Annotated in this window: 11 protein-coding genes and 1 pseudogene; 8 read left to right on the top strand and 4 right to left on the bottom strand. The window is 60.5% G+C overall.

All coding sequences use genetic code 11. The features are described from left to right. Window positions 1–141: 141 nt before the first annotated feature. From GO999_RS22420 to GO999_RS22430, 3 genes are all read left to right on the top strand, one after another. Window positions 142–1,107 carry an alpha/beta fold hydrolase gene (locus GO999_RS22420; RefSeq protein ID WP_211906895.1) on the top strand — a complete coding sequence of 322 codons (966 nt, stop codon included), beginning with the start codon at window positions 142–144 and terminating at the stop codon, window positions 1,105–1,107. Window positions 1,108–1,246: 139 nt separating this feature from the next. Beyond that, window positions 1,247–2,092 carry an alpha/beta fold hydrolase gene (locus GO999_RS22425; protein WP_211906896.1) on the top strand — a complete coding sequence of 282 codons (846 nt, stop codon included), beginning with the start codon at window positions 1,247–1,249 and terminating at the stop codon, window positions 2,090–2,092. Window positions 2,093–2,154: 62 nt separating this feature from the next. Beyond that, window positions 2,155–2,517, top strand: coding sequence for an SCP2 sterol-binding domain-containing protein (locus tag GO999_RS22430; RefSeq protein WP_111395325.1), 363 nt, complete (start codon window positions 2,155–2,157; stop codon window positions 2,515–2,517). 730 nt (window positions 2,518–3,247) lie between these two features. Here the strand turns inward: GO999_RS22430 and GO999_RS22435 are convergent. The 4 genes and pseudogenes from GO999_RS22435 to GO999_RS22450 form a co-directional block, all read right to left on the bottom strand. Further along, entirely contained in the window at window positions 3,248–4,138 is an 891-nt protein-coding gene (locus GO999_RS22435; RefSeq protein WP_111395335.1) for an alpha/beta fold hydrolase, read from the bottom strand. A gap of 25 nt (window positions 4,139–4,163) precedes the next feature. Continuing rightward, window positions 4,164–5,158, bottom strand: a pseudogene (acuI, locus tag GO999_RS22440) (acrylyl-CoA reductase (NADPH)). Between the two features lie 264 nt (window positions 5,159–5,422). Then, complete coding sequence (locus GO999_RS22445) at window positions 5,423–6,211, bottom strand: SDR family NAD(P)-dependent oxidoreductase (RefSeq protein ID WP_111395327.1); 789 nt, start codon at window positions 6,209–6,211, stop codon at window positions 5,423–5,425. Window positions 6,212–6,265: 54 nt separating this feature from the next. After that, window positions 6,266–7,348, bottom strand: coding sequence for an alkene reductase (locus GO999_RS22450; RefSeq protein ID WP_211906897.1), 1,083 nt, complete (start codon window positions 7,346–7,348; stop codon window positions 6,266–6,268). Window positions 7,349–7,482: 134 nt separating this feature from the next. Here GO999_RS22450 and GO999_RS22455 point away from each other — a divergent pair, with 134 nt between their 5' ends. The 5 genes from GO999_RS22455 (at window position 7,483) to GO999_RS22475 (ending at window position 13,424) form a co-directional block, all read left to right on the top strand. After that, window positions 7,483–8,088, top strand: a complete 606-nt coding sequence (locus tag GO999_RS22455) for a TetR/AcrR family transcriptional regulator (RefSeq protein ID WP_211906898.1) — start codon at window positions 7,483–7,485, stop codon at window positions 8,086–8,088. 31 nt (window positions 8,089–8,119) lie between these two features. Next, window positions 8,120–8,671: a PaaI family thioesterase gene (locus tag GO999_RS22460; protein ID WP_211906899.1), complete on the top strand. Its 552-nt coding sequence runs from the start codon at window positions 8,120–8,122 to the stop codon at window positions 8,669–8,671. A gap of 201 nt (window positions 8,672–8,872) precedes the next feature. Further along, window positions 8,873–10,573 carry a site-specific integrase gene (locus tag GO999_RS22465; protein WP_211906900.1) on the top strand — a complete coding sequence of 567 codons (1,701 nt, stop codon included), beginning with the start codon at window positions 8,873–8,875 and terminating at the stop codon, window positions 10,571–10,573. Between the two features lie 1,093 nt (window positions 10,574–11,666). Continuing rightward, window positions 11,667–12,014, top strand: coding sequence for a YciI family protein (locus tag GO999_RS22470; RefSeq protein ID WP_028853915.1), 348 nt, complete (start codon window positions 11,667–11,669; stop codon window positions 12,012–12,014). Window positions 12,015–12,038: 24 nt separating this feature from the next. Next, window positions 12,039–13,424 carry a ClcB-like voltage-gated chloride channel protein gene (locus GO999_RS22475; protein WP_011003341.1) on the top strand — a complete coding sequence of 462 codons (1,386 nt, stop codon included), beginning with the start codon at window positions 12,039–12,041 and terminating at the stop codon, window positions 13,422–13,424. Window positions 13,425–13,738: the final 314 nt, after the last annotated feature.

Here is a 13,738-nt window from a genome sequence, read left to right on the forward strand (position 1 = left end):
TTTGATGCTCGCTATGCCGGCCACGCAGCGCGGGCACAAGCAAGAACTTTATCGCAAGTGCCGAATTTTCTTGTCGGGAGTTCCGAGTGGCGGAGGCCACAAAACACTCCTTTGGCAATTACCTAACCTGGAATCAAAGCCATGCATCACCTACTGAAGACAAGTCTGCTCGGATTCGCCTTGGCAGCAACGCTTATTTCAACGACGGGAGCGGCAGCCGACGCTCCGCCGGACGGTCCGAAGATGGCCTCTCCAGCGGAGCAAGAGCAGGCGGTCACCTGGAAGAATGTGCCAACGCAAACCATCAAGGTTGGCGGAGTCGACTTCGCATACCGAGAGTTGGGAAAAAATCATGGCGGCACGCCGGTGGTGTTCCTTACGCACCTGGCGGCCGTACTCGACAACTGGGACCCACGTGTCGTGGATGGTTTCGCGGCGGAACACCATATTGTTACGTTCGACAATCGAGGTATCGGTGCGTCCAGCGGTTCAACGCCGAGTTCGATCGAGGACATGGCCGATGACGCAATCGCTTTCATCAAAGCTATGGGGTTCAAGCAGGTCGACCTGTTGGGCTTTTCGATGGGCGGAATGATCGCGCAGGAAATCGTGCTCAAAGATCCGCAACTCGTCCGCAAGATGATTCTCGCCGGCACGGGTCCCGCTGGCGGTGAAGGTATCAGCACGGTATCCGGCGTAACGTTTTATGACGTTCTTCGTGGTGCTCTCACCCGCCAGGATCCAAAGCAGTATTTGTTCTTCACCCGCACGCCGAACGGTATTGAGGCCGGCAAGGCATTCCTGGAGCGTTTGAAGGAACGTTCGGAAAATCGCGACAAGGAGATCGCCACATCTGCGTTCTTGACGCAGTTGGAAGCGCTGCGTGTCTGGGGATTGAAGGAGCCAGAGGATCTATCAGTTGTCAAAAATCCGGTGCTCATCGTTAACGGCGATAACGATCGCATGGTTCCAACTAAGAATTCAGAAGACCTGGCGCGGCGTCTGCCTAACAGCAGCCTCATCATCTATCCCGATGCTGGCCACGGTGGGATCTTTCAGTACTACACGGAATTTGTTCCTAAGGCGCTGGAATTCCTTGCTCGATAGCCTGAAGTTCAACTTCCCTTTCGCGTGCAAATCATTACTGAGACCGCGAAAAGGGGGATCAAGTTAATTTAAGAATGGGATTTGTCGCCTGACTTCCTCATCCAGTGCGACTCTTTCCCCTTCATACCGGAAGACCGACATGACTTATACCCACCTCACTGCCCCGACGCATTACGTGGAAGTCGATGGCAACAGATTTGCCTACCGCCGTTGGGGTAACAGTACGACTGGTGAGCCGCCATTGTTCTTCCTCCAACACTTCCGCGGTGGAATGGACCATTGGGATCCACTCATGACGGACGGCTTGGCCGCAGGGCGCGAGGTGATCCTGTACAACGGCCGCGGCATAGCTTCCTCTTCTGGAAAGCCACGCACCAGAATTGAGGATATGGCAGATGATGCGGCCGCCGTTATACGTGCGCTCGGTCTTCGCAAAGTTGACGTCTTAGGATTCTCGCTGGGCGGCTTTCAGGCTCAAGATCTGACGCGACGCCATCCTAGCCTTGTGCGAAAGCTGATGCTTCTTGGGACGGGGCCACGTGGAGGCAATCCTGACATGGACCCAGGTGTGATGGATGCGGCGCCGCGTCCGGTACCCACCGTGGAGGACTTCTTGTTTCTATTCTTCGGTCGGTCAGAAGCGGCGAAACAAGCTGGGCTCGACTTCTGGAAGCGTAGGCATGAGCGCGTTGATCAAGATCCGCCTAGTTCACCAGAGGTCACGCAGGCTCAGCTTGAGGCAAACATGTATTACTTGCCGAAGCTCGATCCCGAAGATCCTTTTGTGCATTTGCGGGAGATCAAGCAGCCAACATTCATTCTTAATGGCGTGAATGACATCATGGTTCCGACAATCAACTCCTGGCACATGGCGCAGAACATTCCAAACGCCCAATTGTTCATCTATCCAGACGCAGGTCACGCAGCTCAGTTCCAGTATCCGTCGCGCTTCTTGATGCACGCCACACAATTCCTGAACGAGTAGATTTGACTGAGTAGTCGATTTCGCTCGCTTAAATTTTTTGATGAGACGCTTGAGATAAGATCATGTTCAGGTTCAAAATCGTTCTGTTGGTTCTGGCAAAGCTATTACAACGGGCGGCAAAAAGCAATCCCGATTGCGTGAGTCACGTAAAGGGGAAGGATTTGATATTTCAGATCCGAACGATGCAGGGGAGCGGCCGGTACTTCATGGTAAAGAATGGAGGAATAAAGTCGGCTTCTGGGCTGGCTAAAAATCCGAAATTTACGTTGACATTCAGAGATGGGAGAATTGGATTCTCTGTTCTTTCCGCTAAGGATGGGAAAGAGGCATTTCTCTCCGCGCTGCATCAGCAAGACCTCGTCGTCACCGGTGATTTTATTGAAGTAATGTGGTTCCAAAGATTGGCTGATTATTTGAAACAATAATAATGTAAAAATTTGGCCTCTAAAAAGATGGGTTCCGCGTTATTGGGTTGTGAATCTTATAGGTCGCCAATTTTTAATGCCAACAAGCCTTGGAGGGGATTTTGCTTAATAAATCTGAAGCTATCGGGTTGCAGTATTCGACGAAACAAGCGGAAGCCTTTGAAATGTGGATCCGGCGTTTCGGCGCTGTAACTTCAAAGGAACTCGATCTTGGGCTGTTGATGACCATCCACGAGTGGGTGATGGAAGGCAGGGTGCCAGCCGATCAAAGCGAAGGGCGATAGTGGGACTCAGACGATCGCAGGGGGTCTTCTTCTGTTGGTGCCGATCGTCTTTGCATCTCCGCAAACAGTCTCGCTGCAGAGTTTTGTCATTCAGTTCGATGCGTGAATTGCCGCGGCTCTGCCCGGTGCCGACTGGTGTCGGCGCGGGCTTCGCCAGACCGGTGGTCACCGCGAACTGGTGCATCCTCCGGCAACTTTGCCTGAGCCGGTGTCCGCCTGCACTTCAGTTTCCGCCTGTCGTTTCGGAAGATCGCCAGAGCGCCTCTCGCTGACCCTAAGCATCAGGTCTTGCGCGGCGTTGACTGGGCTCGGACCTACTTCCTGCGATCAGGCAGCCGGCGATGAGAAGTCGGTTCCCCGGAGGAACGGTTATGAAGAGATGACTCGCTGGATATCACGACGCAGCTCGAAATCATTGGAACACCGCGCCGATTGTTCGCTGCCGGTCATTTCAGCGCTGCTGCGCTGCTCTCGTTGTGCGAGAGGAATTCCAATGCCTTGGGTACGAAGTCTGCGTAGTGCTGAAAGATGCCTCCGTGCCCTGCGTCTTGATAAATGATGAGTTGCGCGTTGGGAATGCGGCGAGCCATGTCGTGGCTTAGCGCAGTAGGGACCATGATGTCGTTATCGCCATTGGCGATCAGGACAGGCATCGGCAGGCTGGTAAGATTCTGCGGCTTCTGCTGGCCCCAGGCCTTGATCGCTTTGAGTTGACGGAGGAAAGCGCGAGGTGTCGGCCCCTTGTCGCGACTGTTCTTGCGTTCCTTCAGTCGCTGCAAGAACGCCTTTGCTGCCTGCCGGCCATTGGCCGTGGAGGTAAAGAATAGATAAGTCTTTGGATCGCGCAGCGTCAGCAGGCCCTTAAGTATCAGTGGCCAAGAGATTGCACCCACACGATCGATGCTCTGACCACCTGCGGGACCGGTTCCCGTGAGGATGAGTTTACGCACCAGAGTTGGTGCCTTTAGAGCCACGTCCTGCGCTACGAAGCCGCCGAGCGAAAAGCCGAGCAGATCGACCTGATCGAAACCCATGGTGCGGATCAGTGCGATGGTATCGCGGGCCATTTCTTCCACGGTTACCGGTGCGATGCCACCAGATAAACCAATCCCTCGATAGTCAATGGCAATAACGCGGTGCTTGCGAGCCAAGCCATCGACGATACGAGGGTCGAAGTTGTCCAGCACTGCACCCCAATGGTTGAGCAGAATTAGAGGGACTCCGCCGTGTGGGCCTAGTTCTCGGTAGGCGAATGCTCCTCTCTCTGTCCTGACAATCTTGTTCGGTGCTTCGGCATAGGCCATTGCCGATTGGGTTTCTGGATCGGACTTGGTCATCATTGCCTCCTTTGCGTTTCGTTTTTCATGCGTTGACATTGACAACGGTGCGACCTCGCACCTGGCCTCGGAGTACCGAGTTGGCGATGCCAGGCACTTCGGTCAAACCGATCACCTGTGTCGCGTGTGCAAGTTTGCCCAGATCCAGATCGGTGGCAAGGCGTTCCCATGCCTGCAGCCTGACGTCCTGCGGTGTGTTGACCGAGTCGATGCCTGCTAGGGTTACGTTGCGCAGGATGAAAGGGAGGACGGAAGCGGGTAAGTCTGCACCCTGCGCGAGCCCGAAGGCCGCCACGGCGCCACGGCGCCACGGTAGCGCGTTTGCGCCAGCACGTTGGCCAGTGTGTGGCTTCCCACGGAGTCGATCGCGCCGGCCCAGCGTTCCTTGGCGATCGGTGCGCCAGGCTCCGACAGCGTGCGGCGATCAATGACTTCCGCAGCACCTAGCTCCCATAGGTACTTGGTCTCCTCCAGGCGCCCCGTGGAGGCCACCACCTTATAGCCGAGCTTGGACAGCAAAGCGATAGCGATGGACCCAGCTCCACCACTTGCCCCAGTCACCAGCACATCACCTTTGTCAGGCGTCAGCCCCATGTGCTCGAGTGCGAGCACAGACAGCATTGCGGTGTATCCAGCCGTGCCGATGGCCATGGCATCTCGCGTCGAAAACACGTCAGGCAGCTTGATCAGCCAGTCGCCGCTGACGCGTGCCTTCTGCGCGAAACCTCCGTGATGTGTTTGACTCAGACCCCAGCCATTGGCGACAACGCGGTCGCCCACCGCGAATCTTGTGTCCGACGATGCTTCGACGATGCCCGAAAAGTCGATGCCCGGAACTAATGGAAACTCGCGAATTACCGGGGCGCGTCCAGTGATCGCCATCGCGTCCTTATAATTCACCGCCGAATATTCAATCGCGATAGTGACGTCGCCCGGCATCATGTCGACTTCGTCGAAGTCGACCAAGGTGGTAGAAATTGCATCGCCCGTCTTGGCTGCGAGAAGCGCTTTGAATGTCATGGTCATGGCTCCTTTGATGCATTGGGTTCATCTGTCGACCCCATGCGGATGGGAAAAACTGAGCGACGGGCTGCTCGATCAGCCGACAGGGTGAGATGCCCTGGCACCGCCATCACCGGCGTCGTTAGCGGCTCTTCTTTCATCATGCGCACCGGCAGCGCCACTCCAACGGGTGAAACAAATGCCGCCGGTAGCGCAACGCCGTAACTTGTCGTACTCGGCAAATAACCTACGGCGTGCGTTTCGAGAAAGAAGGGGTGAGTCTCAGGCGTGCGGCAAATAGCGCTCGGCCGCGTGTGCTTGTCGAATGTCCGACATCAATCCTTGGCGTGCGCCATCTAACGCGTCCCAGCGCTCTGCAACATGCAGCGGCGGGATCGTGACCAATTCGCGGCGGTCGAAGCCAACCAGTGCCGCATCGACCAGTTCGTCGACCTCCATCACCTCGGGGAGGCTATTGACGTCAATGCCGGCGCGCTCCCAGATCTCGGTGCGGGTCGATGCCGGAAGCACCGCTTGCACATAGACGCCCTTGGGCGACAATTCCAAGTTCAAGCCTTGCGACAGGAATAGCACGAAGGCTTTGGTGGCGCCGTAGATGGACATGCCGAACTCAGGGGCGAAACCCACAACCGACCCAATGTTGACGATCGCGCCCGCACCGGACTGTGCGAAGCGCGTGGCAACCGCACCAGCGAGCCGCGTCGGTGCCGTGGTGTTGAGTGTGATCAGGCGTTCGATGTCTTCAGCGGTCTGCTGGACGAAGCTGCCCGACTGAGCCATACCGGCGTTATTGATCAGGACGCCGATGCGCGAGTCATCGCGCAGGCGAGTTTCGAGCGCGGACAGGTCGGCGGGGTGTGTGAGGTCGGCCTTTACGACTTCGACGGCCACATTGCATTCTTCGCGCAGACGCGCTGCCAGGGCATCCAGGCGCGACTTGTCACGCGCAACCAGAACGAGGTCGTGGCCACGGCGGGCGAAGCGGTTGGCGTAGGTGGCACCGATGCCGCTGGAGGCGCCGGTGATAAGGACGGTCGGAAGGCTGGTCATGGGTACTTTCCTTTTTTAAGGGTCGTTGTGGCAAGGCGCAGGCACTGGTGTGCTTCAGCCTGAGATGGTCGGGTAGTCGATGTAGCCCGCAGCGCCACCACCGTAAAGCGTGGCCGGGTTGATCTGTGTAAGCGGTGCGCCGGTCTTCAGGCGTTCAACAAGATCGGGGTTGCTGATAAACGGACGGCCGAAGGCGAACAAGTCAGCCTTGCCATCGTTCAGCTGTACGGTGGCAGATTCCAGGTCATACCCGTTGTTGGCCAGATAGGTCTGCTTGAACTGCCGGCGTAGCGCGTCATAGTCGAACGGGGCGATATCACGCGGACCACCAGTCGCGCCTTCGACAACGTGCAGATAGACGATTCCTAGCGCGCTGAGTTGCGAGACGATGTATTCATACTGTGTCTGCGGATCACTGCTAGAGATTCCGTTCGCGGGGGAAACGGGGGAAATGCGCACGCCGGTGCGTTCGGCGCCGATTTCTTTCGTAACTGCGGCGACAACTTCGAGCACCAATCGAGCGCGGTTCTCAATCGAGCCGCCATAGGCATCTGCGCGCTGATTGGCCCCGTCTTTGATGAACTGCTCCAGCAGATAGCCATTAGCGGCGTGGATTTCGACGCCGTCGAAACCGGCAGCGATAGCGTTCGCTGCTGCTTGGCGAAAGTCGTTCACGATACCCGGTAGTTCGTCGAGTTCCAGGGCGCGTGGTTCAGACGCGTCTACAAATCCGTTATTGACGAAGGTTTTGGTCTCCGCGCGGATCGCTGACGGCGCGACGGGTGCCGCACCCCCCGGCTGGACGTCGACATGTGATACGCGGCCCACGTGCCAAAGCTGGACGAAGATGAGCCCACCTTTGGCGTGCACGGCTTCCGTAACCTCGCGCCAGCCATCAATTTGCTCCGGCGTGTACAGGCCAGGTGTGTCCTGATAGCCCTGAGCTTGGGCCGACACCTGGGTAGCTTCGGTAATGATCAAGCCAGCAGAGGCGCGCTGGCTGTAGTAAGTCGGAGCCAATGCGCTGGGCACGAGACCCGCACCCGCGCGGTTACGGGTCAAGGGTGCCATGACAATGCGATTGGCGAGCGTCAATTTACCCAGAGCGTACGGTTCGAAAAGCGTCTTTTCGGTCATGTTGGTTCGGTCTCTCACAGGTAGGAGTGGTATTTATGATGATCATCATAATCTAACGTGTCAACATTTTGATGACGGTTGACATCAATGTATAGTTGGAACACGAGGCAGACACGGATCCACGTAGACGAAACATGAAGGTCACGAAAGCACAGGCGCAGGCCAACCGCGCGCGCGTTGTTGAGACGGCATCCGCCCTGTTCCGGGAGCGCGGCTACGACGGGATTGGCGTTGCTGATTTGATGGCCGCCGCTGGCTTGACTCATGGCGGCTTTTACAAACAATTCGGCTCGAAGGCTGACCTGATGGCAGAGTCGGCTGCCTGCGGCATCGCAAAGACAGCCGAACTCACCACTGGCGTGGATATGTCGGAATTCGTGCGGCTGTATCTCTCCCGAGAGCATCGCGACAGCCGTTCGACCGGTTGCACGCTGGCAGCGTTGAGCGGGGATGCTTCACGTCAACCAGAATCCGTCCGAACTATCTTTGCGGCTGGTATCGAGCGGCAGCTTGCTGCACTCAGTGTTGGGTGCCAGCAGGTGGACAGTGCTGAAGCAGGCGGGGCACGAGCGCAATCTCTCGACATACTGGCGCACGCGGTCGGCGCCCTTGTGATGTCACGTGCCTGCCCGGACGATTCGCTGCTGGCAGACGAAATCCTGTCAGTGTGCCGGGACTCGATCCTCGCGCTACTGAGTTCATCTGCTGCAAGCGGAACGTGTGCAGGCACTACCCGATGATTCCAAGCCGATTCAGGATGAGGTACTACCAATGACCGTGGACCAGACCATTGAGCTTTGGAAGGCAGACGAGGTTGCAATACGCGCCCGGTTGAGAGAAGCCGATGCGGCCCCTCAGGAGCAGGTCGCCGGACGATCTGGCATGGAAATCTTTGAGGCGATTTTTGCTGGCGAGCTTCCACCGGCGCCGATGGGCGAAACACTCGACTTCATTCCCATCCACATGGAGCACGGCGTGGCGGTGTTCCAAGGGCGGCCACAACGTCGGCACTACAACCCGCTCGGCACTGTCCACGGTGGCTGGTTCGCGACCCTCCTCGACTCGGCCGTTGGATGCGCGATTCACACCATGTTGCCGGCGGGCAAGGGATACACCACGCTCGAACTCAAGGTGAACATGGTCCGGGCACTCAGCAGCGATGTGCCGCTTGTGCGTGCTGAGGGGAAGGTGATCCATGTAGGGCGCCAGGTCGCCACTGCTGAGGGACGCATCGTCGGACCCGACGGCAAGTTGTTTGCCCATGCAACCACTACCTGTCTGATCCTCAATTATCCTGCTCCCGCGACAAGAAGCGATCCATGAGCGCGCTCAACGTCATCGCAACATTGCGCTGAAAGTGCTTCCCTTGCTGGCGAGCAAAAACAGTCGACTCCGCAGGCAATAGCAGGGTGGTCGGATTAGCCGCTGACATGCCCCTCATATTTTGCCTGGAGCCTACCATCCTGGCTATTGCGATAATCCTTCTTATCGCAATAGCTTTATGGAAGAACTAAACTGCCTTCCATGAAAACGCGTCTGCTTCCCGTTGATTCTGCGATCGTCGCGCCACTTGGCTTGCCCGATGCCGCCGATCTGGCTGTGCTGCGCGCCTGGCATGCGGGCTTATCGGCGCGCAAGGCTGTCGAACGCTATCTCGGTGAGCGGCGGGCGCTCGGACAATCTTCGCGCGGCGTTCTCGGCCGCATCCGGCGCCAGTTAGCAGCGTTTGCGCGTCAGCGCCAGCGCGAAGACCTGGCGGTGCTGTTCGAGATGCCAGCGGCCGACCGTGCCAAACAGGGCAGGGCAGCCGACCAAGCAATCGAACTGCTTCGCATGCTACCGCTGCCAGCCCCGCTCATCAGCGATGACGTCGGACTGTGGCTGGATGCACGCGCCGTCGCCGCGCTACGGGCCGCGGGCATCGACACCCTTGCGGACCTGACCGTGCGCGTGCCGCGCCGACGCCGCTGGTGGGTGGTCGTTCCCGGGCTGGGGCAGGCCAGCGCGCGGCGCATCGAGGCTTTCTTTGCTGACCACCCGCGTCTGACAGAGCGCGCTCGGACGCTCATCGCTGAGCAAGCTCGCGGAGTGGTGGTGCCCTGGGAGCAACTGCGCTTACCACACGAAGTCGATGGCTCGCGAGGGCAATTCCGGGCGCCACGAGAGACCTGCGTCCTCTCGGCCGACGACGATTACGAGGCTGTCCAGGCATGGCTTTCCCTGCATGAATCGCCAGCGACGCAGCGCGCCTACCGGAAGGAAGCGGAACGTCTCATCTTGTGGGCGATCATCGAGCGTGACAAACCTCTGTCCTCGCTGACTACCGAGGATGCGGTTGCATATCGAAGCTTCCTGCGGCGACCAGCGCCGCGTGAACGCTGGGTTGGGCCCGCACGGCCACGCACTTCGGCCGAGTGGCGGCCTTTCACAGATGGATTGTCGGCGCGCTCGATCGCGTATGCGCTGTCAGTGTTGGGCGCCATGTTTCGCTGGCTGATCCAGCAGCGCTATGTGTTGGCCAATCCGTTTGCAGGTCTGAAGGTCCGGGGTGCAATACGCTCACCCGAGTTGGCCACCTCTCACGCATTCTCGGAAGGGGAGTGGGCACTGGTCCGCACCATCGCTGACGGGCTGGAATGGTCCTATGGCTGGGCTGTACCCGCTGCGCAGCGTCTGCGCTTCGTGCTCGATTTCTCCTATGCTACCGGGCTGCGCGCGAGCGAACTCGTCACGTCGAAGTTGGGCGACCTGGAAGTGGATGCGGCCGGCGACCACTGGGTGAACCTCGTGGGCAAAGGCCACCGTGCGGGCAAAGTCGCGGTGCCACCGCTGGCACGCAGCGCGCTGGATCGGCACCTTGTGGAGCGAAGCTTGCCGGTCAGCGTCGCACGGTGGAATCCTCAAGTGCGGCTCATTGGTGCTGCGGTAGGGGAGTCAGAAACCGGCATCACGACGGCGCGCCTATGGGCCGTGGTGCGGCGCTTCTTCTGGACGGCCGCCGAGATTATCGAACCCGATCATCCGGCGCTTGCGCAGAAACTGCGCCAGGCGAGCCCGCATTGGATGCGGCATACCCACGCGACGCACGCGTTGGCCCGTGGCGCGGAGCTCACGACCGTACGGGACAATCTGCGGCACGCCTCGATCTCGACCACCTCGATCTATCTGCATGGCGACGACGTAAAGAGAGCGCGGCAACTTACGGCTGCGTTTGGGCGACGCTGAGCGTCGTCGTCGGCAGGTGCGATCGGCTGCTGCTCAAGCGAGTTCTTGAATATTCGCTCAATTGCCCATTTTTACTGCGCAGTGAATATGATGCATGGAAGTCATGCGTCTGCTGCGGGCGCCCGGAGTGCGTTTGACCAAGCGGAACGAGTGACTTTATGATCGTTCGCGCAAAGCCCGGATCAGGTCGGCGGTCATGTGCGAATGACGGACCCCGGGCTTCTTTCTTGGGGCCGGTGCTTCGGCCGACTTGGCTCGCGGAGGATGTGATGGCGACGAGCGCGCGTAAAGCGGTGCGACCGACGGTGGTTGCCATGCAAGTGAAGAGCATGGAGGTCATCCTCCGTCACGCAGAAACTACTCGCGTCCAGCCGGCGCAGCGTAGTGAGCCCGCGCCTGTGGTGCTTCGGACGAAGATGCGGGTTGCCAGCAAAGAATCCAATTCGGCGGGCAAGTGACAATTGCCCCAGCTACGTTCCAGTGACGCTCACCCAATACCACACCGCTCTCTAGCCAAGATTCAGGCAAGCGTCGCGTCACACTTCCTCGTGAATTGACATTTTTATCTACGAAGTAGTGACGAATTTATTTCCGCCTACGAAAGTGGCGGACGTCATCCCACTGCAAGGAAGAAGAAGGTTCGCTGCCCGCAGCGCGCACCGGCACCGGGCGCCTGGGCTGAATCGTGCGTTTTTGCACAGAAGCTGGTTGATTTTGATGGATTCCAGCGTAATTCTGAACGGAATAGGCTTGCGATACAACGTGGCCAACCCTTTCCCGCCACACCGGAAATCGAAAAGCGTACCCATTTCTGCGTGGATGTTCGTCGTGCGTACCCAGCGCATCTGGCAGCGCGAACCCGGCCATTTCTCCGGTTTGCGGGTCGCCGGCACCGCCGTTCCGTTGCGCTACGCGGCGGCGGCGGGGCGCGCAGGGCCGGTCCCTGGCCGCCGAGCGGCGTTTTTGGGCGCGGCGCAAGCGATGGGTCCGGCGGCGTGCGGCGCTGGCGCTCTCGCGCGTGCGTCAGGAAAGACCTCGGGTACGCCGCCGTGCCCGTGATCCGATGTCCAACCCACCTCAACCGGAGGCCGGCATGCTGTACCTGATTCTTTTCACCTACCGTGCGCCGCTCGACGTGCTCGACCGCGTGCTGCCCGCGCATCGGGCGCACCTGCAGGTGCACTACGCGAGCGGGCATTTCCTGATGTCGGGCCCGTTCTTCCCGCGCGAGGGCGGCGGCATCCTGGCGCGAGGGGAATCGCGCGAGGCGATCGAAGCCATCGTTGCGCGCGATCCGTTCGTCGTCGAACAGTTGGTGGAGGCGCGGGTGATCGCCTGGGCGCCGAACCGGCGGCTGGACGAGGTGCCCCAGGCGTGGTTGCCCGAGGCGGCGGCCAGTACCCGCACCGATGAGGATGCGGCGGCACGGCCGCTATCATGACGGGCAGTCGTCCCGGGAGCCGCCATGTCCGACACGCCACCGCCTTCGTCCGACCTGCCCCCGCGTCCGCCATGGTGGGTACGCGCTGCTGCGCGGCTGCCGTTCCGGCGCGAGCATCTGGTGCTGGCGATTGCCGGGTTGATCGGTTGCGCCGGGGCCCTGGCGACGATCGCGTTCCGCGAATGCCTGCGGCAGCTGCAATGGTGGCTGGCCGGAGCCGACCAGGGCCTGGTCGCGACGGCGCGGGCGCTGCCATGGTGGGCGCGCCTGCTGGTGCCCACTGCCGGCGGGCTGCTCGCCGGGCTGACGCTGCAATACGGGCTGAAGTGGATTCCGCGCAAGGGCGCGGAAGACTACATGGAAGCGATTGCCGTCGGTGACGGCGTACTGAGCGCGCGGCAGAGCCTGGTCCGCAGCGCGTCGTCGCTGTGTTCGGTGGCGAGCGGCGCTTCGATCGGCCGCGAAGGCCCGATGGTGCAGCTCGCGGCGATGTGCGGTTCGCTGCTGGGCCGGGTGCTGCGGCACGCCATGCCGGTGTCGGTCGAGCATATGCGCCTGCTGGTTGCGTGCGGCGCGGCAGCCGGCATCACCTCGGCCTACAACGCGCCCATCGCCGGTGCCGTCTTCGTCTGCGAGATCGTGTTCGGCGCCATCACCACGGCCACGCTCGGGCCGCTGCTGGTGTCCGCCGTCACCGCCGACATCATCGTGCGCCAGTTCTTCGGCTACGGCGCGGTCTATGCGATGCCGCATTTCGATTTCGTCTCCGGCTGGGAGGTGCTGACGTATCTCGGCCTGGGCCTGGCCGCCGGGATGGCGGGACCGCTGCTGCTCGGCCTGATCGACCGCGCGCGCGGCGCGTTTGCGCGCACCCGCCTGCCGCAGGCGCTGCGACTGGCCCTGGGCGGGCTGATCGTCGGTGCGCTGTCGATCCGCGTGCCGGAGGTCTGGGGCAATGGCTACAGCGTGGTCAACGGCTTTCTGCATGCGCCCTGGCTGTGGCAGACGGTGGCGCTGGTGCTGGTCTGCAAGGTTGGCGCGACCGCCGCCAGCGCCGGCTCGGGCGCGGTGGGCGGCGTGTTCACGCCCACGCTGTTCTGCGGCGCGGCGCTGGGCCTGCTGTATGGCACCGGCATGCATGCGCTGCTGCCCGGTGCCGCGCCGGTGCCGGTCAGCTACGCGGTGGTCGGCATGGGGGCGCTGCTGGCGGCCACGACGCACGCGCCGCTGATGTCGATCCTGATGATCTTCGAGATGACGCTGAGCTACCAGGTGGTGCTGCCGCTGATGCTGGCATGCATCACCGGCTACGTGACGGCCCATGCCACGGGCGCGCCGTCGGTCTATGCGCGGGCGCTGGCGCGCAATCGCGACGACACCTTGCGCTTGCCGCCGGCTTCATCGCCGTAGCGGGATACGCAGAAATGGGTACGCTCAGCCAAATATGAAGGGATGCTGCGCGGGGTGAACGGGGGATCGTGCCGGGTGTGCTTCGTGGGCGGTGGCCTGCGTCACGGCACGGTAGCGTTCTGCCCGCCGAAAACCTGCCGGGCACGCCAAAGCGTACCCAATTCTGCGAGACCGTTTTCCGATCGCGTGCGGTTTTGCGGACCGCGTGCTTGGCTTGGCGCGGGAGACGAGCGCCGCTCGGTATCTCTCGCCATGCCTTCCGGATGTGGACTTTTCATCGAGCACCGGCCGCGACGAGTTTTCGCGTTGCCGGT

Origin of the sequence: Ralstonia nicotianae (assembly GCF_018243235.1) — a bacterium.
In the GTDB taxonomy this organism is placed as follows: Bacteria; Pseudomonadota; Gammaproteobacteria; order Burkholderiales; family Burkholderiaceae; genus Ralstonia; species Ralstonia nicotianae.

What these genes read in the sequence shown, in the direction of transcription:
- GO999_RS22475 (WP_011003341.1), top strand. Translation starts at nt 12,039, where the DNA reads ATGTCCGACACGCCACCGCCTTCGTCCGACCTGCCCCCGCGTCCGCCA.
- GO999_RS22435 (WP_111395335.1), bottom strand. Translation starts at nt 4,138, where the DNA reads ATGACCAAGTCCGATCCAGAAACCCAATCGGCAATGGCCTATGCCGAA.
- GO999_RS22465 (WP_211906900.1), top strand. Translation starts at nt 8,873, where the DNA reads ATGAAAACGCGTCTGCTTCCCGTTGATTCTGCGATCGTCGCGCCACTT.
- GO999_RS22425 (WP_211906896.1), top strand. Translation starts at nt 1,247, where the DNA reads ATGACTTATACCCACCTCACTGCCCCGACGCATTACGTGGAAGTCGAT.
- GO999_RS22420 (WP_211906895.1), top strand. Translation starts at nt 142, where the DNA reads ATGCATCACCTACTGAAGACAAGTCTGCTCGGATTCGCCTTGGCAGCA.
- GO999_RS22445 (WP_111395327.1), bottom strand. Translation starts at nt 6,211, where the DNA reads ATGACCAGCCTTCCGACCGTCCTTATCACCGGCGCCTCCAGCGGCATC.
- GO999_RS22430 (WP_111395325.1), top strand. Translation starts at nt 2,155, where the DNA reads ATGTTCAGGTTCAAAATCGTTCTGTTGGTTCTGGCAAAGCTATTACAA.
- GO999_RS22460 (WP_211906899.1), top strand. Translation starts at nt 8,120, where the DNA reads ATGACCGTGGACCAGACCATTGAGCTTTGGAAGGCAGACGAGGTTGCA.
- GO999_RS22450 (WP_211906897.1), bottom strand. Translation starts at nt 7,348, where the DNA reads ATGACCGAAAAGACGCTTTTCGAACCGTACGCTCTGGGTAAATTGACG.
- GO999_RS22455 (WP_211906898.1), top strand. Translation starts at nt 7,483, where the DNA reads ATGAAGGTCACGAAAGCACAGGCGCAGGCCAACCGCGCGCGCGTTGTT.
- GO999_RS22470 (WP_028853915.1), top strand. Translation starts at nt 11,667, where the DNA reads ATGCTGTACCTGATTCTTTTCACCTACCGTGCGCCGCTCGACGTGCTC.